The sequence below is a fragment of the Flavobacterium artemisiae genome (assembly GCF_042678225.1).
Classification (GTDB): Bacteria; Bacteroidota; Bacteroidia; order Flavobacteriales; family Flavobacteriaceae; genus Flavobacterium; species Flavobacterium artemisiae.
On sequence record NZ_JBHUDZ010000012.1, the window covers coordinates 611,966 to 634,324 of the forward strand.

Below are 22,359 nucleotides of genomic sequence, written 5' to 3' on the forward strand. Positions count from 1 at the left end.
AAAACAAGGTATTATAAAGAACGAATTTTTAGATTCGATAAGTAAATGCAATCGTTGCAATTCGATTATCGAGCTCATATTTTTTATCAATAGCAGTTTGTCCCACTACCGATTTGATGTAGAAATTATTAGTATTGAAAATATCTGTAAAATTGAGTTTGATATTTCCTTTCTTAGCCAAAACCTGCTTAGAAATTCCAACGCTGAAATCAAAGAAAGCATCACGCTGATAAATTCCCAGATTTGATTTTGATTGAAAATTAGCATTCGCTTCCGCTTTTAAAGTTTCAGTTATCGTAAACGAATTTTGCACATTCAGATTCACCGTTACAATTGGGTCAATTGTAGAACTATTCAAAACATTGCCCATAAATTTATTTTCAAAAACATTGAATAAAGTATTGATAGACCACCATTTATTAAGCTCAGAGCTATTCGTTATATTCACTCCGTAATTGTATGATTTGTCAACATTTATTTGCGTTGTAACTGTCGTATTCGTGTCTGGATTATAGTTGTACACTTCTGTGAAAACATCTTTTGTGCTGTTAAAATAAACAGAAGCCATAAAAACACTCTTCCATGCATAACCAATTTCTGCAGCATGAGTAATCTCAGGAATCAAGTTTGGATTTCCCTGCGAATAGTTAAAAGAATCATCATAAAAGCGAAACGGATTCAAATCAAACTGACTTGGTCTGTTGATTCTTTTACTATAAGAAGCATGCGCAGAATGATTACTTGTAAATTCATATTTTAAAGAAAGACTCGGAAACCATTTTAAATAATCATCTTTATGTTTTTCATTTAAAGTTTTCTGATCAATATCAATAGCAGTATACTCAGATCGTAAACCACCCTGAATATTCAGCTTTTCTAATTGATATTTATAATTAATGTATCCAGCATAAATCTGTTCATTGTACTCAAAATGATTGGTCGAATTCGGGTCAATCTGCCATTGATTGTTTTCATTAAACTCATAAACAGAAGGATTATCATTGTTTTTAATACTTGTTTTAAAACCCCATTCGATAGATTGTTTTTCTTTAAATGGATTCACAAAATCGATTTTTCCTGTAAAAACCTTTAACTGTGACGGAATAAAACCACGGCGATCATTTATGACGGCAGCGTTTGCAATATTGTCGGCACTTTGAAATTGATTCGATCTAAATTTTGAAGTTTCATATTCAAAATCAAAAGTCATGTTTTTTCCTTCGGTATTAAATTTATGAACCCCTGAAAAAGCATAGGTATAATCATTCCAATTTTCTTTGCTGGAATTGTAGGTCAAAGCATCAAAAAGAGACAGATTTGAATTGTCTGTAACCCTATTTGTACCATTTGCGAAGTTTTCATAACGTCCGATTTTGGCGTCAACGTAAAACTCTAAATTGGTTTTTGGCGAAACCTCGTACTGCGTTCCAATTTTAAAATTGTTCGAAGTTAAAGGTTCATCGGTAATTGAAGTCTGATGATTTTTAGTTGCAATTTCCTGACGTGAAACATCTGTAAACTGCGTCTGGTTGAATTCTTTATGTTCTTCTTCACCACGAAAAGTATAGCTGTAATTTCCAAAAAAGCCCCATTTATCTTTATTATAATTTAAATTAAAGCCAGAATTGGTTCTGTTTTTTCTGCCGCGTCCGTAGCTTGCAAAAGCAGTCCCTTTTAAGCCTGAAGAGTTTGGTTTTTTTAATATAATATTGATAATCCCCGCTTTTCCAGCTGCATCAAATTTAGAAGACGGATTTGTAATCACTTCAATCTGTTTGATGTTTGATGAGGTCGTCGATTTTAAATAGTTGGCTAGTTCTTTCTGCGAAAGCTGTGTTAATTTTCCATTAATCATAACACTCACACCTTGCTGTCCTCTAATAGAAAGATTTCCGTCTTGCGAAACCACCACGCCTGGCGCACGCGATAAAACGTCAAGAGCCGTTCCACCTTCAGAAACTATACTATTTTCTACATTAAACACTAGACGATCTGATTTTTGAGTGTATAAAACTTTCTTTTTAGCAATAACAATTTCGTCCAAAACATTAATTGAAGTTTCAACGATACTGTCTTTTTCTTTTTCGGTTTGTGCGTATCCATAAGCTGAAAAAGCAAACATTATGGAGGTTATAATATTTTTCATGTTGTTCAATTTGGCAATGCTCTAAATTTTTCGATTTAGAAATAATCTTTACTATTTTTTTGAATTAGAATTATTGCAGTACAATTTCTTCTAGTTTATCAAAAATTTTGTTTTGAAGATTAAATGCGTGAATTGAAACAGCTGAAATTGTTTTTTTTATTGAAAGGAGTATAGATAACATATTGTGGCATTTTAAATTCTGATGCCAAATATATAACTATTTATAATAAGTCTAAATAAAAATAAATTTTATTTTTTAAAGTTTAATGCTAAGGCATTGATAAATAGGAGAAAGTAGAATTTATTAAAAACAAAGAATCGACTTGTTTTATAGAAAAACAAGCCGATTCTTACTTAAAAGTTAACCTAATTTATTTAGTAATTTCTCTAAATACAGCTTCTAGGTTTTTATTTTTTTGATTTAATTGCAACGTTTTTAATCCGTTTTCGTTTGCAAAGTCAAAAATAGCGGGACGCATATCTTTTTCTGTAATAAAAGTCAATTCCCAAGTCATGTCATGCGTGTTGACATACGAAGAAATGTTTTTCAGCTTAGCCAAAAGCTGTTCTTCAACCTTGTAATCAAACTCAACTTCAATCACTTGCTCTTTGTCTGTTGTCACTAAATGATCTAACTTATTGTCGGCAACAATCTGTCCTTTGTCAATAATTATGACACGATCACAAATTGCTTCAACTTCCTGCATGATGTGTGTTGATAAAAAAACCGTTTTATTTTTACCCGCATTTTTGATCACGTTTCTAATTTCCATTAACTGATTAGGATCCAGACCAGTAGTCGGTTCATCCAAAATCAAAACATCTGGATTATGAAGCAAAGCATTTGCAAGTCCCACACGCTGGCGGTATCCTTTAGACAATTGTCCGATCTTTTTATGGCTTTCTGGTGTCAGTCCTGTCAGTTCGATAACTTCCTCAATTCTTGATTTTGGCACAGAATATACGTCGGCATTAAAAGCCAAATACTCACGAACATACAAATCCAAATACAACGGATTATGCTCTGGTAAGTACCCAATTGATCGTTGTACTTCTTTAGCGTTTGTCATGACATCGTGGCCATTTACAAGGGCTGTGCCATCATCTGCCAATAAATAAGTGGTCAAAATTTTCATTAAAGTAGATTTTCCAGCTCCGTTTGGACCAAGAAATCCGACAATTTCTCCTTTCTGAATTGAAAATGAAATTGAATTTAATGCTTTTTGTGTTCCGTAACTTTTTGATATGTTGTTTACTTCTATCGACATGGACTTTTTATTTGCTACAAAAGTAAACAGAAATAGTTTGGATTGCTACATTTTGTATTCTAAAGAATTTCTTAAAAATTTTAACGAGTCCGCCATTCACGGCATTGTTGTTGTTAAAGGAAACTTAAATTTAAAAAAAATAACCAAATGAAAAAGATTTTAGTGATGGCTGCTTTAGCTATCTGCAGTTTTGCAAACGCACAAAAAGGAACAATTTTAGTAGGTGGTAACATTGGATACACTTCTGAAACTACTGATTCTCGTTTTAGTGAAACAAAATCAAACGAATTTAGCTTTTCTCCAAAAGTAGGTTACCAATTTCATGATAACTGGACTGTTGGGGGTGAATTCACTGTTGCTTCGTCAAAAGATGATCAAGGAGCAAACGAATACAAAACAAATACTTCTAGATTTGGAGCATTTGTACGTTATACAATGCCATTAAGCCAGACTTTTGCTGTATTCGCTGATTTAGGAGCTGGTTTTCAAAACCGTACTGAGAAAGATTATATTGGAGCAGCATACTCAAAATATAAAGCAGACGGAATGTACATTGGTGTAGTTCCTGCTCTTTTTATTAACATGCAAAAAGGTTTCGGTTTAAACTTCAGCATTGGAGGTTTAGGATATGATACATTAAGCTATGATAATAATGGTCCAGATGTTAAAAGATTCAACTTTAACTTCGGTCAGACATTTAACATTGGAATCTCTAAAAACTTCTAATCTTAGTTTTTATATTCAATTTCAGAAAGCACTCCAATCGGAGTGCTTTTTTTTATGATAACAATTTATTTTTATTTTTTTAATTTCTGATACTCCAAACTATGGTTGTTTTTAATTAATTGTTAATAAAAGCATTGCTTGTTTATCTTGGTATTTTTGTTGCTCATTGTATGTGAAATCTTAATAAATATAACATATGAAAAAAATGCTACTTATTCTTGCATTGTCAGTATTTGGCTTTGCAAATGCTCAAAAAGGAACAATTTTAGTGGGCGGAAACATTGGTTATTCTTCTAACAAAATTGAACGAGAAATGGCACCATCGAAAAACACTACCTTTCAATTTTCTCCAAAAGTGGGATATCAATTTCATGATAATTGGACAGTTGGAGCAGAATTTTCTTTAGTGTCTTCAAAAAGTACTATTGAAGAAGGCGAAGGAAAAGCTACTAATTTTAAAGCTGGAGCATTTGTAAGATATACAGTGCCATTGAGCGAGACTTTTTCTGTTTTTGCAGATCTCGGAGCTGGTTTCCAAAACCAAAAGGATAAGATTTATGAAAATGGAGTGCTAACATCAGAAGGTAAAGGAGATGGTTTGTACGCAGGAATAACGCCAGCTCTTTTTATTAATATGAAAAAAGGCTTTGGATTAAACTTTAGTATCGGCGGTTTAGGATACGAAACAATGAGTTATGATGCTACAGATGCGGATGTAAAATCGTTCTATTTTAATTTTGGAAAAACGATAAACATAGGAATCTCGAAAAACTTTTAAAATTTTACTTTTTCATTTTAAGGAAAGCACTCCAAATCGGAGTGCTTTTTATGCTTAAAGAATTCAACTCTAAAATATTTTAGAATTAAACATTTGAAATTCAGTTTTTTAAAAATAAACCTTAGAATAATTAAAAATAGCGGCATTGTTGTTGTGAAGCAGTAAGTAAGAAATTTATATACAAAAATTATGAAAAGAATGTTACTTATTGTTGCAATAGCTATGTGTAGTTATGCAAATGCTCAAAAAGGATCTGTTTTAGTAATGGGAAGTATTGATTACAATTCTCAGAAAACCTCTTATGATGCGGGGGATACCACGCAAAATTCTTTTGGTTTTTCACCCAAGGTCGGATATCAATTTCACGAAAATTGGACAGCGGGTATAGAAGCTAGTGCAGGATCTTACAAATATGAAAATTATACATCTGGAGTACAGAAAACTACAAATTTCTCTGTAGGAGGATTTGTTCGTTATTCTAAGCCTTTAAATGAGACATTTTCATTTTATACAGACTTAGGGCTTGGTTATTTAACTAGAAAAGAGACAAGAAATTATCCTTTGGCTCCAGATTATGAAGAAAAAGGAAATGGAATGTATGTTAATGTTACGCCAGCCCTATTTATTAATGTGCATAAAGGGTTTGGTTTGAACTTTAATATTGGTGGATTAGGGTATAATGCTTTGAGTTTTGATAATAATGAAAGGGAGGATAAAAACTTTAGTTTTACTTTAGGACGATCATTTTCTATAGGTATTTCAAAGAATTTTTAATCTAAAACAGACATAAAATGAAAAAAATATTAGTTCTTCTTGCATTGGTTATTTTTAGCTGTGCAAACGCTCAAAAAGGATCTGTTTTAGTTATGGGAAGTATAAGTTATTATTCTCAAAATACTTCTAGCACGAATGGAGATGATAAACAAAATACAATTATTTTTCAGCCAAAACTTGGTTACCAATTTCATGAAAATTGGACAGCAGGTGTGGAGGCAAATTTTACAAGGGTTAAACAGGATTTTATCTATGACACTGGGCGCAAAGATAGAGTTTATTCTTTTGGCGGTTTTTTGCGTTATACGAAACCTTTAAATCAAACTTTTTCGGCGTATGCTGATTTGGGTGTTGGTTACCAAAATAGAAAAGAGATAAACACCATTAATTCTGACAGATATTATTTTGATTATGACGGAATTTATGCATCTATTACACCAGCGATTTTTATTGATGTATATAAAGGTCTTGGTTTAAATTTTAATATAGGAGGGTTAAATTATAATGTCATGAATTATGATGGAGCTTCAGGAGAAAGTTCTAAAGCAAAATCATTTAATTTTACTTTAGGACAAGCATTTTCTGTCGGTATTTCTAAAAACTTCTAATCTTAAGGTTTATATTTTAAAAGCACTCCACTTGGAGTGCTTTTTAATAACAAGGATTTATAGTAAAAAAAATCTTATTGCGATATTTAAATAACTTTTACAGTCTATTTTGTCGTTTAGTTCGTCATAATTTTGCCTATCCAAAATATTAAAATCAAAGTGCCATGAAAATTAGAAATATTGAAAAAGAAGAAGTAAATAGAGAGAACATTGTCACCAAAGTTATATGGTTTGTTTTAGGATTTATAGTTTCATTTATCCTTTGTAAACTTTAAAAAATTAATGCCAGCGAGCGGTGCCGAAACTAAATTATAACTAATTTTCGGCGCAGCTCACTGGCATAAAAAAACAAAAATATTCTAGTAAAACTCTTAATTTACAGAAGTCTCAACTGCTGCTCTCATTTCTTGTGGTGCAGCTACCATTTCTATCATAGCTTTTTTGGTTTCGTCCCAATGACGCGTTTTTAAACGCAGTCTGGATTTACCCAAAGCTGATTTCCAGGTCCAATTTCGTTTGGATATTTAAGTTGGTAAAAGCATCTAAAAGTTCCATTTGCGAACCAGAACACTCAATTGTAATCACGTTGGCATCCTTATCGGCAATATTCTGAATAATGTCGTTAAACTCGCTGTAACACGTTGGAGTTTTAGAATATGAAATCCTTAAAATAAAACGTATTTTTGTAGCTTCGGGAATCAATCTATAATCTATCCCGATAATTATCGGAACAAAAATCTAAAATTAAAAAATGAACTGGGAACAACTTTTATCACTAAAACGACAAGGCGACACAAGCAAAAGATTACGTGCAGAACAAGATGACACCCGTTTAGGATTTGAAGTAGATTATGATCGAATTATCTTTTCGGCTGCTTTTAGAAGCCTTCAGGATAAAACTCAGGTAATTCCGCTTTCTAAAACAGATTTCGTACATACGCGTTTAACGCACAGTTTGGAAGTTTCTGTTGTAGGACGTTCGCTTGGACGTTTAGTTGGAAAAAAAATTATTGAAAAATATCCGTATTTAAAAGAAGTTCACGGTTATCATATGAATGATTTTGGAGCTATTGTTGCGGCCGCTTCTTTGGCGCACGACATTGGAAATCCGCCTTTTGGACATTCTGGTGAAAAAGCGATAGGAGAATATTTTTCTATTGGAAAAGGACAAAAATATAAAGAGCAGCTTACCGCTAAAGAATGGCAGGATTTGATTGATTTTGAAGGAAATGCCAACGGTTTTTCGGTTCTTACCGCAAGCCGTCCCGGAATTGAAGGCGGACTTCGTATTTCGTATGCAACTTTGGGTGCTTTTATGAAATACCCAAAAGAAAGTCTTCCGAAAAAGCCAACCAATAATATCGCTGATAAAAAATACGGTTTCTTTCAGTCAGACAAATCATTTTTTGAAGAAGTCGCTGAAGATATGGGAATGATTGCTAATAAATCGGGAGAAGATATTGGTTTTGAAAGACATCCGCTGGCTTATTTAGTAGAAGCAGCAGATGATATCTGTTATACCATTATTGATTTTGAAGACGGAATTAATCTTGGTTTGGTATCTGAGGATTATGCCTTAGAATATTTGATTAATCTGGTAAAAGACAGTCACTCTTGGAAAGATAAGTACCATAAACTGCTGACCAAAGAAGATCGTATTAGTTACTTGAGAGCTTTGGCAATCGGAACTTTGATTAATGATGCTGTAGATGTTTTTATTGAAAATGAAGAAACCATTTTGGCGGGACAATTTCCTTATGCTTTAACCGATAAAAGCAAATACAAAGCACAAATAGATGATATTATCAAGCTAAGCGTGGATAAAATCTATCAAAGCCGTGAAGTTGTGGAGAAAGAAATTGTAGGTTATCAAATTATTCAAACGCTGTTGGATAAGTTTATTACAGCATTTAACAATAAATATGAAGGAACGGCTTCTAACTATGATAAATTGATCTTAAAAATGCTGCCAGAAAAACATCATTTAGATAAAACCAATTTATACGATCGTTTATTGCATATCTGTCATTATGTTTCGCTTTTAACAGATGGAAATGCCTTAGAATTGTTTGAAACGATTAACGGAAGAAAGAAAAATTAATTTCTATATTGCTGACAAAAAAGCCTTTTAAAATCCATAAATTTTAAAAGGCTTTTTTATTTGATTTATAAGTTTAGTTATTGAAAAGCATATACCAGACCAACTCCCAAAACTTGTCTTAACTGCATTTTTGGGCCGTCGTTTACTTGCGATTTTGTTCCTGTTACTGGATCAACAACATCTTTTTTGGTTTTAATATCGTCGTCATAGACCAAATGCACACCGATATTTGCCTTTACATAAGCATTAACGACCAGATCTAATTTGGTGTCATAATCGATATCGACATTACCAAATCGGTTTAAGTAGTCGGTATAGAGACTTAATCTGTTTTCATAGAAAACGTTTTTATAGATTTCGGTTTTCATATATCCTGTAAATAGAATACCAAATTCGGCTTTTACTTTCTGACCTTCGCTAACTAAGATTTGACTATCAGGATTTAACGGGTCAGCCATATAAACTGCTTTCTTAACACCAAATGCTCCTTGATTAGCTAAATCTTGGTCTAGAACCAAAGTAGTTTTTAACGTTATAGGAGAGAAATAAAACACTCTGTTTTTTGCTTTATTCGAATTCTCAGCTCCTGCTCCCAGAAATACGTATGCTGGCGCAAAAGGCTTAGAAATGGCAATATCTCTGTTTGGATAATTGTAACCGTTTGTAAATTGTGTATTGAAGTTTAATTTTGAAGAATAATACCAGTTTGAAGCAGTATCTTTTCTAAAACCATAAGTGGAGTTAAATTGCACCGCATCGTCTGTCTTTCGTAATTCGATACCGTCTTGCTTATTTAAACCATATTTTACAATAAGTTCGTTTACCCATTTATGATTATCTTTTGCGTAGGTTCTATTAAATTCACCTTTAAATAAACCGGAAATAGAACTCGTTCCCCCGGCACTCCAATTGACAAAAGCGATTTCGGAAATGTCAAAGCCAAGCTGATTCTTCTTTATCCAGTTCGAGGGCGGTTTAGGCGCTTGATTGGGACTCAAAGTAGTTTGTATAATCTGGGCAAAGTTATTAGAAGTACACAAAAGCAATAAAAGCAAAAGGGTAGAACGCAATAATTTCATTATGGTAATTTTAATATTTTGGTGGCGCAAAATACTTATTTTGCCCCGTTAGAAAAAAGATTTATTAAACTTTTAACGTCAATTTTACAGATTTGTTGTAATTGATCTACGGTTCCATGCTCAATAAAATGGTCTGGAACGCCTAGATTTTTGATGTTACTTTTATAATTATGTGAAGCGGCAAATTCTAAAACTGCGCTGCCAAAACCTCCGTTTACAACACCGTCTTCTATAGTAATGATATCTTCAAAATTGGAGAGTATATCGTGTAATAGTTGGACATCTAAAGGTTTTATGAATGGAAAATCATAATGGGCAATAGTTTCAGAATTTGCACATTCTTGAAGCGCCAAAGTTACATTATTTCCAATTGTTCCTGTTGATAAAATCGCTGTTTTTGTACCGTTTTTTAAACAGTTTGCCTTTCCAATCTCAATGAATTTGTAGTGTCCGAAATTTTTTACTTCCCAATCGGAGATAACACCTCTTCCTCTCGGATAACGTATTGCGATCGGATGATTTAATTCAGTTTGTACGGTGTACAGAATGTTCTGCAGTGCAATTTCATTTATTGGAGCATAAATCATCATATTAGGAATAGATCTCAAATAGGCAATATCAAAAACACCGTGATGCGTTGCACCATCTTCACCTACCAATCCCGCGCGGTCTAAGCAAAAAATAACAGGAAGATTTTGTAAAGCGACATCATGTATAACTTGATCATACGCGCGCTGTAAAAAAGTAGAATAAATGTTGCAATACACAATCATTCCCTGAGTTGCCATTCCCGCAGCAAGTGTTACTGCGTGCTGTTCTGCAATACCAACATCAAAGGCACGATCTGGAATTTCGTCCATCATAAATTTAAGAGAACTTCCAGAAGGCATTGCAGGAGTGATTCCGATGATTTTTTTGTTCTTTTTGGCTAAATCCAAAATAGTTAAACCAAAAACATCCTGATATTTTGGAGGCAGATTTTCTTCAGATTTTAAATGAATTTCGCCCGTTGAAGCATCAAATTTTCCAGGCGCATGGTATTTCACCTGATTTTCTTCGGCTTGTTGAAGACCTTTTCCTTTGGTAGTTACAATATGAAGAAACTTTGGACCTTGTGTCTTTTTTAACCTTTTTAATTCTTTGATTAATGACGGAAAATCATGTCCGTCAATCGGACCTGAATAATCAAAATTCAGCGATTTGATGATATTATTCTGTCTAGGATTTTTTCCGTTTTTAACCGCGGTAAGATATTGTTTCAAAGCGCCGACACTTGGGTCAATTCCAATAGCATTATCATTCAAAATAACCAAAATATTAGCATCTGTGACTCCAGCATGATTTAAGCCTTCAAATGCCATTCCGCTCGCTATTGACGCGTCGCCGATAACTGCAACATGTTCTTTTTTCAAATCTCCTTTGAGCTTAGAAGCAATTGCCATTCCTAAAGCGGCAGAAATTGAAGTAGAAGAATGCCCAACGCCAAAAGTGTCATAAACACTTTCACTTCTTTTAGGAAAACCAGAAATACCACCCAATTGTCTGTTGGTATCAAAATTTTCTCTTCTTTCGGTCAGGATTTTATGTCCGTAAGCTTGATGTCCGACATCCCAAACCAATAAATCTTCAGGAGTATTAAAAACGTAATGCAAAGCAATTGTAAGTTCTACAACGCCAAGACTTGCGCCCAAATGACCTTCTTTTACAGAAACAATATCAATAATAAAATCGCGTAATTCCTGAGCGACTTGCGGAAGTTGTTTCTCTTCTAAAAGACGTAAGTCAGAGGGATTTTTTATGTTGGAGAGTAGATCGCTTTTCATTGTAAGGTAAAAAGCAAATTTACGGTTTTAAATTTAATTTCTTTTGAAACGTCTTATTTCAATAAAATGGGTACAGAATATTGCATCCTGGTCTTTTTTCCATTCGCCTCGCCCGGCTGCCATTTAGGACATAAATTTAAAACTCTGATGATTTCTTTTTGCAAAGGTTCTTCAACAGCAGGCGAACATTCTAGAAATGATACACTGCCGTTTTTCTCAACCGCAAAGGCAAGTGTGAAGTTGAGTTTCCAATAATAAATCCCTTCAGGTTTTTTATATTCTTTCATAAAAAAAGTATGAAATTGATCAATACCGCCTGGGAATTCAGCATTTTTAGGAGTTTCACTTACTTTATTAGGAGAATTTATTTCTTTGGTTTTTGGAGGTAATCCTTTAGAAGAAACGGCTGTTGAATCTGTTTTTATTTTCTTTTTTAACTTTTTTTCTAATACCACAGTCTCGTTTGATTCTTTTGTTAATAAAAGTGTAGAATCATTTTTGGAGTTGTTTTCACTTTTAGAAATTTTACTTTCAGTCACTTTTGTTGTTGATGTATCAGCTGTTTTTACAACTTCAACATCAATATTTTTTCTATCTTCTTTACCGTTACAGCCACAGAAAAGCAACCCAATCACCATTATCGATAGGGTAAAAAACATTTTATTGCAGTTTCCAAGACAAGTTTTAGTCAAGGTTATTTTGCATTGTTTTTTCATGATTGAATAGCTATTGGAAAACTGTATTTTGTTCTTGTTCTTTTTCCGTTCTGTGTGCCAGACTGCCATTTGGGCGATAAGTTTAAGACACGTGTTATTTCTAATTTTATTTTTGGATCAATATCTTTTGGAAATTCAAAGGACGACAATGAACCATCTTTTTCAATCACAAAATTAATCAAAATCTTGCTTTTTGGATTTTCGGCTTCTTCTGGAAGTTTAAATTCGCTGACAAAAAATTGATAAAAATTGTTAATGCCACTAGGATAATCTGGACTTGTTTCAATTGATGCTCCCATAACATAAAGACCGTCTTCTACAATTGAATCCTTTGCAGTTGTATTTTGATCCTTTATTTTAGCGGAAGAATTGTCTTTATCAATAAAAGCTTCTCCGCAAACTATAGGACGTGGTTTTACAAATTTGACAGGAATAGATTTCGGCAATACCGGAATTGGAATACTGTCTTTTGACAATTCTTTTTCAACAATTCTTTCTTCTAATTTTTTATTTTCAACAATTTCTATTTTATCAATTTTCTTTTTATTTCCATTTTTGTCTGAACAGCTAAATAAAGTGGTTCCCATAGAAATAAACAGCGCCAATAAAAACATTTTATAATACTGTGTTTGTGCATATAAAATGCGATCAGGAATTTGGATTGTAATGGTATCTAGTTGTGATTTTTTAAATCTTCCGCAAATTTTTTCATTCTGATGTTCAGTAAAATAATGTCGAATTTCTTCAGGATTCATCGTAGAAAAATCAACAACCGTTTTAGAACAACTCATGCAGAAACGACCATTTTCTCTTGGAGTCATTTCGTCCCAGTTTTCATGGCAAGGTTTCGGAATTGTGATTTTGTATTTGATTTCCATTGTTACTTTTTAAATGAGATCGGCAAAGTCATATTTGATCTCACAGCACGATTGTTTAATTTTCCTGGAATCCATTTTGGACTCATTTTTAAAACCCTTATTGCTTCTTCTCCGGTTCCTGGTCCAGCGTCTCTTAAGATTTTGAAAGTACTCAATGTTCCATCTTTTTCTACTACAAAAGCTAGGTATATTTTCCCTGTACGATTGATGTTTTTCGGAATAATATAATTGGCATTCACAAAAGAATAAAATTTATTAATGCCGCCTTCGGGATTTGGCATTTTATCGAGAGAAAATGTGTTAAAAAGACCGTCGTAGTCAATAGGGATATCTCCTGATTTTTGACCTGCGTCAACGGGAGCTATTTCTCCAATTGCCATTGAATGATAATCTTCGGAGTCTTTTTTAAGGGTCATTTGTAAAGTATAAGATGATCGAACAATACGACCATTTAATTTCCCAGGAATCCAATTCGGAGCTTTTTTCAAAACGTTGATCGCTTTTTCGCCTATATCTTTTGGTGTATTCTTGACAATATTGAAATTACTCAAACTGCCATCTTCTTCTATAACAAATAGGATAGATATTTCTCCTCGAAATTTTTCTGTTTTGTTTTGCGCGACATATTCTTTATTAAAAAAATCATAGAAACTTTCCATACCGTTTTCAGGAGCTGGTAAAACATCTAAATCGGCTGAACTATATACCATGTGATATTGAAAACGCCCTCTTTCATCAAGTCTGGGCGGAAGAAGTACTCCCATTGTAACGTGAACATCACTGTCTTCTACTGTTTTTTCTGTTCTCTTTTTAGATTCGAACTCATGTCCATAACACCAAGAAACAGGTTCATTATCGTCTTCATTTTGCGAAGCATTATCAACAATCTCGATTTTATCAATTTTGTTTTTATTGCCGTCTTTGTCTGCACAGCTGAATAAAGTTGTTCCCATTGATACAAACAACGCCAAGACAAACATTCTGTAATAATTTGTTTGTGTATACAAAACCCGACTCGGAATTTGAATGGTAATTGTGTCTAATTGAGATTTTCTAAATCTGCCGCAAACATTTTTATTCTGATTTTGGATGAAAAAATGCTGAATTTCTTCTGGCATCATCGACGTAAAATCAACAACTGTTTTAGAACAATTCAAACAAAATCTTCCATTATCTTTTGGCGTCATTTTGTTCCAGTCTTCGTGACAAGGCTCCGGAATTGTGATTTTATGATAGTTCTCCATTTTAAAAATTATTTGCGAGGCTGATTTTTGTATTATTGGCCTTAACAAGATCAATAGTAGTTATTTTAGATAGATTTCTTTTTCTATTATTTAGCGTATCTTTTTCTACTAAAATTTTAAGTCTCATCACAACCGAATCTCTATCATCAACAAAACCAGGTATCCATTTTTTTGATTTTTGCAAAACGCGGACAATTTCTTCTCCAGTTTCATGACCAATATTATCAAACACTTTTATCTGGTTTAGGATTCCATTTTTTTCAATTACAAATGAAACTTCAATTTCTCCCGTGCTCCGTTTGGCTTTTTTAGGAATTTTAAAATCACTTCTTATTAAATCATAAAACTTTTCTAAACCGCCCGGATAATCTGGGAGTTTTTCTAGAACGCAAATAGGAGGTTGAATTGCGGGCATTCCAGTAATATGGCTTTCGTAAACAGCTTCAACTCCGATTCCGACTTTTGGCTCCTCAATTATAGCAATAGGACTTATTGTTTGAAGGGGTTTATTGCTGATTAAGCTGTCTTTTTTATTATCATTATAAACCTCTTTATTTATTTGCTCTTCAATAACTTCTATTTTATCAATAGTGTGTTTATTTCCTTTGTTATCAGCGCAGCTAAATAAAGTTGTTCCCATAGCAATAAATAATGCAAGCAAAAACATTTTAGAATAATGTGTTTGTGTATACAAAACCCGACTCGGAATTTGAATGGTAATTGTGTCTAATTGAGATTTTCTAAATCTGCCGCAAACATTTTCATTCTGATTTTGGATGAAAAAATGCTGAATTTCCTCCGGCATCATAGCCGTAAAATCAACAACTGTTTTAGAACAATTCAAACAAAATCTACCATTATCTTTTGGCGTCATTTTGTTCCAGTCTTCGTGACAAGGTTCCGGAATTGTGATTTTATATTTTCTTTCCATAAAGAGAATTTCGAGAAATAAATGTAATAAAAAATAAGATGTAAAAATGTATTTTTGCATTTATGGAAAATCCTTTCACCGACGAATATTTTATGAAGAAAGCTTTGCAGGAAGCTGAAATGGCTTTTGAAAAAGGCGAAATTCCTGTGGGAGCCATAATTGTTGTAGCAGACAAAGTTATTGCCAGAACTCATAATCTGACAGAACTTTTAAACGATGTTACAGCTCACGCCGAAATGCAGGCGATAACTTCGGCGGCAAACTTTCTTGGCGGAAAATATTTAAAAGATTGTACGTTGTATGTTACTTTAGAGCCTTGTCAGATGTGCGCGGGAGCTTTGTATTGGAGCCAGATTACTAAAATTGTTTTTGGCGCACGTGATGAACAAAGAGGTTTTCTCTCTATGGGAACCAAATTACATCCTAAAACTACTGTTGTCTCCGGTGTAATGGCCAATGAAGCGGCTGATTTAATGAAACGTTTTTTTCTCGAAAGACGTAAGTAAATATTAAAAGGATTATGACCGATTTCTCAATAATAAAAAATTTATTTCACATCAGCGAATCTGATGGTTTTTCAAATAATGAAATTCAAGTTGTAAAAGATATTTTTGGACAACTTCCAGAGGCTTTTGTAGATTATTATACGCAATTGGGAAAAATTCAAAGTTTAAATCATACCCAAGATTCGTTGATTGTTCCAGAACGTTTTCAATATTTTACACATAACGATTATCTGATATTTTATGCTGAGAACCAACGAGTTTGTGTTTGGGGAATTCATAAAGATGATTTATCAAGTCCGAATCCGCCGGTTTATATAAGTTATGATGAAAAAGAATGGAATCTGGAAACAGAAACATTAACAGATTTTTTTACAGCAATGGCATTTCTTCAGGCTGGTTTTGCTTTAGATTTTACCTGTGATACTTTTTATGAATTAGAAACTGAGGATTTAGATTTTATTACGCATCAATTTTCGAATAAGGGAGTTTCATTTAAACATTGGGCAGAAGGAATTCAATTTTATGGAAACCATGATGATGATGTAATTGTAGTCATGAGTAATAATCAGCTTTTTTATTCATCAAATACACAAGCGCATTTCCTTGAAATGGATAAAGTGCTGTCAAAATTAGGAACGGAACTTTAATTTTTTAAGAAAAGGGTCGCTGACTCAGATGAAAGCGGTATTCTTTTTACCCGCTTTTTGAAGGATGAAAAGATATACCGGACAGCTGGAATATGTTCTGATTAACTCTCAGGGCTTTATAAACTTCAACAAAAGTTAAATAATCATTATTAGAGAATTTTCTTCTTAAAGGCACTTCAAAATATTTTTACTTTTATCGCTATTTAATTTGTATTTTGCTACTAATGTTTTAGCAGTAAATATTCTAGTTTGTTAACCCTTAACTCTAAGTAAATTGAAAGCAAAAGGTTTAGTTCTCGTATTTTTTGTGTTTTTTATTTTTCAATCTTGTGGTCGAAAATCAAATTTTAATTCCGATTTCTCTTTATTCAAAGATTACATCGTGAGTTTTACAGGCGGTATCGTGTCGTCGCAGTCCGATATTCGTGTGGTTTTGGCATTCGATAAAAAAGAATGGAAAGTAAATGAAGTTTTAGAAAGCGATTTGTTTGATATCTCGCCAAGTGTAGACGGAAAAGTCGTGGCACTTTCTGGAAATACAATTGCCTTTATTCCAGAAAAGAAATTAAAAGCTGGAACGGAATATCAGGTCACACTACATCTTGATAAACTGATTACGCTGCCAAAAGAGAAAGAAAAAGAGCTTTCTGATTTTAATTTTACAGTTAAAACAATCAAGCAGGATTTTGTCATTAATACTGCAGATATTCAATCGTATAACAAAGAATATCAATATTTAAACTGCGTTTTAAAAACAGCAGACGAAATGGATCTTGAAACTGCAATAAAGTTAGTTTCGGCAACTCAAAAAGGAAAAGATCTTAAAATTAAATTCGATAAAAAAGAAGGAACAGCCAAAGAATTCCACTTTATAATTGATAGTATTCAGCGTTTTGATGAAGCTTCGAACGTCGAAATTGCCTACGATGGAAGCGATGCTGATATTGACCAAAAAGGCGAGCAAGATTACGCCGTTTCGAGTATCAAGGAATTTAAAGTGGTTAAAGTTGAAGTGCCAGAAGGAACTAATCAATCTGTTTTAATCAATTTTTCTGAACCTTTAGAAAAAGGACAGGATTTCAAAGGTTTAGTATCCATTCAAAACACAGATAATCTTAAGTTTTCGACACAAGGGAATTTACTAAAAGTATATTTTACCAATCAAGCGGCTCCTCAAAAAGCCACAGAACCTGTTGCGGTTGTCGCTGAAGAAGAAATAACCGAAGTTGCAGTAGATTCGGCTGCAGTCGTAGTTGACAGTGCAGCAGCTGCGCCTGTAGAAAGTCCTGTAGAAGTGGTTGAAGAAGAAGTGCCATCAGAACCTGAGCCAGTTTTGACAGGAGATTTATTGTTAGAAGTTTTTCAAGGAATCGAAAGCCAATACGGCAATAAAATGAACAATAATTATTCTGAAAAAATAACTTTTGACCAGATAAAACCAAGCGTTCGTTTCATTAAAAACGGAACAATTCTGCCAAGTTCCAACAATTTAAAATTAAATTTTGAAGCTGTAAACTTAAGTGCAGTTGATGTAAAAATATATAAGATTTACAAAAACAACATTCTTCAGTTTCTTCAGTATAATGCATTAAATGGCGCGCAAAATCTTAAAAAAGTAGCACAGCCAATTGCCAAGACAACGCTCAATTTAAAAGAAAATACTTTAATAAATCCGACGAAATGGAACACTTTTGCTTTGGATTTATCTAAAATAATCACGCCTGAACCTGGAGCCATTTATCGTGTAGAATTTGAGTACAAAAAGAAATATTCTATGTACAAATGCGAAACTTCAGACGAAAGTGAACCTGAAACAGAGGAAGAAGAAGTTGATGAAAATGATGTCAACTACAGCGGCAATAATTATGACGACTACTATTATGATGATTATGAATGGAGAGAAAGTCAAGATCCTTGCTCCAGTTCGTATTATTATAATGCCAAAATCGGAACCAATATCTTAGCATCAGATTTAGGTGTAATTGCCAAAAGAGGCGAGAATAAATCGTATTTATTTGCAGTAAATAATATTGTTACAACAGAACCAGTTTCGAATGCAAGAGTAGATTTATACAGTTATCAACAACAAAAACTAGCAACAGCAGCAACAAGCAGTGAAGGAATTGCATCTTTCCAATTAGATAAGTTTGCTTATTTCGCTATAGTTTCACTTGGAGATCAATCGACCTACGTGAAGCTGGATGACGGACTTTCGTTATCTGTAAGTAATTTTGATGTTGCGGGAGAAACACTTCAAAAAGGTTTAAAAGGATTTATTTTCGGAGAACGAGGCGTTTGGCGTCCCGGTGATAATTTATATTTATCTTTTATTTTGAATGATGCTGCGAATAAACTTCCGAAATCGCATCCGATTAAATTTAGATTGAATGATCCAAGCGGGAAAACAACTTATCAAACTGTTCAAAAAACAAACGATTTAAATCATTATTCCTTTGTAGTTCCGACAAGTCAAGATGCACCAACAGGAAATTGGGAAGCAATGGTTAGTGTCGGCGGTGCTAAATTTTATAAGAGTATTAAAATAGAAACGATTAAGCCGAATCGTTTAAAAATCAAAAATAATTTTACAAGAAAAACGCTTTCGTCTTCTTATCCAAATGCAAGTAATCTAGAAGTGACATGGCTTCATGGTGCAATTGCGAAGAATTTGAATGTAGAAATGCAGGCGAAATTTTCACAGCAGACCACAACTTTTAAAGGTTACGAAAAATATAGTTTTGATGATTTAGTAAGACAATTTGGTTCTGAAGAAATCAATATTTTCTCAGGAAAGCTAAATGAAAATGGAAGAGTTTCCGTTCCGATTGATCCTAAATTACAAGGTCAGGCACCAGGAATGCTTCGCGCTTCATTCATTACAAAAGTATACGAAGAAGGAGGAGATTTTAGTACCGATGTGATTTCGACCACTTATTCTCCATACAAAACTTATGTCGGAATAAAATCACCTGAACCAAACAAATACGGAATGCTTGAAACTAGAACTGCGAACCGTTTTGAAGTAATTACAGTTGATGAAAATGGAAGACCAAAATCAGTTAGAAATCTTGAAGTGCGAATTTATAAAGTAGACTGGCGCTGGTGGTGGGATTCGTCAAGTGATAATTTATCGAATTATAATTCATCAAATTCAACAACATCTTACAAGTCTACAACTGTAGATACCGATTCGAGCGGTAAAGGAAGTTTTCAATTTACATTATCAGATGAAGAATGGGGACGTTATTTAATTCGTGTAGAAGATGGTACAAGTGGACATGCAACAGCTTTAACCGCTAATATTGACTGGCCGATCTGGTCTGGAAAAACGCGAAATAGAGATGCATCAACAGCTAATATGCTGGTTTTTTCTACCGATAAAAAGAATTATGAAGTTGGAGAAAAAGCACAGATTTCGTTCCCGTCAAGCGAAGGCGGACGTGCTTTAATCTCGATAGAAAACGGATCGAAAGTAGTGCAGACCGTTTGGGCAAAAACACAGAAAGGAGAAACAAAAGTTGAGATTCCGATTACGGGCGCGATGGCTCCAAACGTATATTTCAATATTACGCTTTTACAGCCTCATGCAACAACCAAAAATGATTCGCCTATAAGAATGTACGGTATTGTTCCGATCGAAGTGGTTGATAAAAATACGATTCTGGAACCAAAACTGAATATGCCAGATGTTTTGAGACCTGAACAGCCATTTACGGTAAAAGTAAGCGAAAACAAAGGCAAAGCAATGACTTATACAATTGCAGTTGTTGACGAAGGTTTATTGGATTTAACTCGTTTTAAAACACCAAATGCATGGGATAGTTTCTATGTTCGTGAAGCTTTGGGTGTAAAAACCTGGGACGTTTACGATGATGTAATTGGTGCTTACGGCGGGAAAATCAATCAGATTTTCAGTATTGGAGGTGATCAGGATTTAGGCGGTGGAAAAGCAAAAAAAGCCAACCGTTTTAAACCTGTTGTATTGTATTATGGTCCTTTTAAATTGGATAAAGGCGAAACCAAATCACATCAATTAAAACTGCCAAAATACATTGGCTCTGTTAGAACAATGCTTGTCGCGGGTGATGCAAATACAAGTGCGTATGGAAGTGTAGAAAAAGCAACTCCGGTTAAAAGTCCTTTGATGGTTTTAGCTTCATTACCAAGAAAAATTTCGCCATCAGAGAAAGTAACACTTCCTGTAACCGTTTTTGCAACCGAAAATAAAATCAAAAACGTTTCGATTCAGGTAAAAACCAGGAACGGATTAAAAGTAATGGGAAGTGCAGTTCAAAAATTAAGTTTTGCACAACCAGATGAAAAAATGGCTTACTTTAATTTAGTTGTAGGTGCTACAACCGGAATTGCAAAAGTTCAGGTTATTGCGACTTCAGGAAGCGAGAAATCGGTTTATGATGTTGAAATTGACATGACCAATCCGAATCCAGTTACGAGTACTTTTACAGATATTATTTTACCGCCAAATAGCAGTAAAACTATTTCGTGGAAAACATTTGGAGTAGCTGGAAGCAACAAAGCAAGATTGGAAGTTTCGTCTATGCCAACCATTAATTTAAACGGAAGATTGCAATTCTTGATTCAATATCCGCACGGTTGTGTTGAGCAGACGACTTCTTCGGTTTTTCCACAGTTATTTTTGAATGATGTAGCAGATATCGATTCTAAACGTAGTGCAATAATTCAAAAAAATATCGCTGCCGGAATTACGAGATTAGGAAGTTTCCAATTGGCCAATGGAGGATTGCCATACTGGCAAGGAAACGCCATTGCAGATGATTGGGGAACATCATACGCGGGTCATTTCTTGATAGAAGCAGAGAAAAAAGGTTATGTTTTACCGATTAATTTCAAATCAAAATGGCTGTCTTATCAGCAGAGAGAAGCGAAACAATGGCGTTTTGAACCAAAATATGGCAATGATTTAGCGCAGGCATATCGTTTATACACTTTGGCTTTAGCAGGAAATGCAGATCTTTCTTCTATGAACAGACTTAGAGAAACCAAAGGTATCTCAAATGAAAGTATGCTTCGTTTGGCTGCTGCTTATGTTTTAGCAGGGCAAAAATCAGCAGGACAAAGCTTGTTTTTGAAAACAAGTATCGACGGCAGTTCAGACGGTTACAGCTATTACTATTATGGCTCAACCGAAAGGAATAGAGCAATGGCACTAGAAACGATGCTTTTATTAGATCAAAAACAAAAAGCGTTTGCAACAGCAACAAAATTAGCCAAAGAAATGGCAGCAAATCAATGGATGAGTACACAGACTACGGCTTATTGTTTGTATGCGATGTCGAAATTTGCGGCTTCGAATGGTCCAAAAGGTATTAATATTCAATTCAATAAAAACGGAAAAGCAGAAACTATAAATACAGCAAAAACAGTTGCAGACAGGAGCTTGTCTGTTCAGTCAGGATCAAACAGTATTACTTTAAAAAACAATAAAAATAATACAGTGTATGTTCGTGTATTGAATACTGGAATATTGCCAATAGGTCAAGAAAATGCAACTCAGAATGACGTTTCGGCTTCGATAGTTTTCAAAAATAGAAAAGGAAGCGTAATTGATGTTTCTAGAATCAGTCAAGGTACTGAGTTTGTTGCCGAAGTAACCGTTAAAAATCAAAGAGGAGAAAGCGTGCAGAATGTAGCTTTGTCACAGATTCTTCCTTCAGGGTTTGAAATTGTAAACACCCGTTTTACTGATTACGGAGATGCTGTAAACAATATTGCAGATTATATTGACATTCGTGACGATAGAACAAATTTCTATTTCGGAATGAAAGCCAGAGAAACCAAAGTGTTTAGAATTCTGTTGAATGCTTCATATTTAGGTAATTATTATCTGCCAGGATTACAGTGTGAAGCCATGTACGATAATACTTTCTTAGCCAGAACAAAAGGATTCTGGGTTGAGGTGGTGAAATAAATTTTATAGCCACAGATTATATGGATTAAAAGGATTTTTAAAAATCTGTGTGAATCAATTTAATCTGTGGCAAAAAAATCTTTATGATAAAAGGTCTCCCGCAGATTTTGCAGATCAAGCAGATAAAATAAATCTGTAAAATCTGCGCAAAACTTCGCGTCCCGATAGATAGCGGGATTGCGAG

General features: G+C 33.9%; 16 protein-coding genes and 1 pseudogene. 8 read left to right on the forward strand and 9 right to left on the reverse strand.

Going from position 1 to position 22,359, the window contains the following annotated elements; genetic code table 11:
• Positions 1-28 precede the first annotated feature (28 nt).
• On the reverse strand, positions 29-2,146 hold the full coding sequence (locus ACFSC2_RS13350) for a TonB-dependent receptor domain-containing protein (RefSeq protein WP_379814933.1): 2,118 nt from the start codon (positions 2,144-2,146) through the stop codon (positions 29-31).
• A gap of 371 nt (positions 2,147-2,517) precedes the next feature.
• A complete protein-coding gene (gldA, locus tag ACFSC2_RS13355; protein WP_379814932.1) occupies positions 2,518-3,414 on the reverse strand; it encodes a gliding motility-associated ABC transporter ATP-binding subunit GldA in 897 nt (298 codons plus the stop codon).
• A gap of 147 nt (positions 3,415-3,561) precedes the next feature.
• On the opposite strand from gldA, the gene ACFSC2_RS13360 reads away from it, so the two are divergent.
• The 4 genes from ACFSC2_RS13360 to ACFSC2_RS13375 all read left to right on the forward strand — a co-directional run bounded on the left by ACFSC2_RS13360 (position 3,562) and on the right by ACFSC2_RS13375 (position 6,300).
• The gene (locus ACFSC2_RS13360) at positions 3,562-4,140 is read left to right on the forward strand and encodes an outer membrane beta-barrel protein (RefSeq protein WP_379814931.1); all 579 of its coding nucleotides are present in this window, start codon (positions 3,562-3,564) and stop codon (positions 4,138-4,140) included.
• 196 nt (positions 4,141-4,336) lie between these two features.
• Complete coding sequence (locus ACFSC2_RS13365) at positions 4,337-4,918, forward strand: outer membrane beta-barrel protein (protein ID WP_379814930.1); 582 nt, start codon at positions 4,337-4,339, stop codon at positions 4,916-4,918.
• Between the two features lie 189 nt (positions 4,919-5,107).
• Positions 5,108-5,692 (forward strand): outer membrane beta-barrel protein, encoded by a 585-nt coding sequence (locus ACFSC2_RS13370; RefSeq protein WP_379814929.1) that lies wholly within the window; start codon positions 5,108-5,110, stop codon positions 5,690-5,692.
• 17 nt (positions 5,693-5,709) lie between these two features.
• Positions 5,710-6,300 carry an outer membrane beta-barrel protein gene (locus tag ACFSC2_RS13375; RefSeq protein WP_379814928.1) on the forward strand — a complete coding sequence of 197 codons (591 nt, stop codon included), beginning with the start codon at positions 5,710-5,712 and terminating at the stop codon, positions 6,298-6,300.
• Positions 6,301-6,671: 371 nt separating this feature from the next.
• Here the strand turns inward: ACFSC2_RS13375 and ACFSC2_RS13380 are convergent.
• A pseudogene (locus tag ACFSC2_RS13380) lies at positions 6,672-6,948 on the reverse strand (5-methyltetrahydropteroyltriglutamate--homocysteine S-methyltransferase); the annotation flags it as partial.
• 103 nt (positions 6,949-7,051) lie between these two features.
• Here ACFSC2_RS13380 and ACFSC2_RS13385 point away from each other — a divergent pair.
• On the forward strand, positions 7,052-8,401 hold the full coding sequence (locus tag ACFSC2_RS13385; RefSeq protein WP_379814927.1) for a deoxyguanosinetriphosphate triphosphohydrolase: 1,350 nt from the start codon (positions 7,052-7,054) through the stop codon (positions 8,399-8,401).
• Between the two features lie 77 nt (positions 8,402-8,478).
• Here the strand turns inward: ACFSC2_RS13385 and ACFSC2_RS13390 are convergent, their stop codons facing one another.
• Genes ACFSC2_RS13390 through ACFSC2_RS13415 form a run of 6 tightly spaced genes read right to left on the reverse strand, consistent with a single transcriptional unit; the run spans position 8,479 to position 15,072 of the window.
• Positions 8,479-9,480 (reverse strand): DUF3078 domain-containing protein, encoded by a 1,002-nt coding sequence (locus ACFSC2_RS13390; protein ID WP_379814926.1) that lies wholly within the window; start codon positions 9,478-9,480, stop codon positions 8,479-8,481.
• 35 nt (positions 9,481-9,515) lie between these two features.
• Positions 9,516-11,303 carry a 1-deoxy-D-xylulose-5-phosphate synthase gene (locus ACFSC2_RS13395; protein ID WP_379814925.1) on the reverse strand — a complete coding sequence of 596 codons (1,788 nt, stop codon included), beginning with the start codon at positions 11,301-11,303 and terminating at the stop codon, positions 9,516-9,518.
• Between the two features lie 53 nt (positions 11,304-11,356).
• Positions 11,357-12,019 (reverse strand): hypothetical protein, encoded by a 663-nt coding sequence (locus ACFSC2_RS13400; protein WP_379814924.1) that lies wholly within the window; start codon positions 12,017-12,019, stop codon positions 11,357-11,359.
• Positions 12,016-12,897 (reverse strand): hypothetical protein, encoded by an 882-nt coding sequence (locus tag ACFSC2_RS13405; RefSeq protein ID WP_379814923.1) that lies wholly within the window; start codon positions 12,895-12,897, stop codon positions 12,016-12,018. Before ACFSC2_RS13405 ends, ACFSC2_RS13400 begins: the two co-directional genes overlap by 4 nt.
• Positions 12,898-12,899: 2 nt before the next feature.
• Positions 12,900-14,141, reverse strand: coding sequence for an energy transducer TonB (locus ACFSC2_RS13410; protein WP_379814922.1), 1,242 nt, complete (start codon positions 14,139-14,141; stop codon positions 12,900-12,902).
• Position 14,142: 1 nt separating this feature from the next.
• On the reverse strand, positions 14,143-15,072 hold the full coding sequence (locus ACFSC2_RS13415) for an energy transducer TonB (protein ID WP_379814921.1): 930 nt from the start codon (positions 15,070-15,072) through the stop codon (positions 14,143-14,145).
• 62 nt (positions 15,073-15,134) lie between these two features.
• Between ACFSC2_RS13415 and ACFSC2_RS13420 the strand changes: the two genes are divergently transcribed.
• From ACFSC2_RS13420 to ACFSC2_RS13430, 3 genes are all read left to right on the forward strand, one after another.
• Positions 15,135-15,578, forward strand: coding sequence for a nucleoside deaminase (locus ACFSC2_RS13420; protein WP_379814920.1), 444 nt, complete (start codon positions 15,135-15,137; stop codon positions 15,576-15,578).
• Between the two features lie 14 nt (positions 15,579-15,592).
• Positions 15,593-16,225, forward strand: a complete 633-nt coding sequence (locus tag ACFSC2_RS13425) for a hypothetical protein (protein ID WP_379814919.1) — start codon at positions 15,593-15,595, stop codon at positions 16,223-16,225.
• Between the two features lie 274 nt (positions 16,226-16,499).
• Positions 16,500-22,175: an alpha-2-macroglobulin family protein gene (locus ACFSC2_RS13430; RefSeq protein ID WP_379814918.1), complete on the forward strand. Its 5,676-nt coding sequence runs from the start codon at positions 16,500-16,502 to the stop codon at positions 22,173-22,175.
• Positions 22,176-22,359 lie beyond the last annotated feature (184 nt).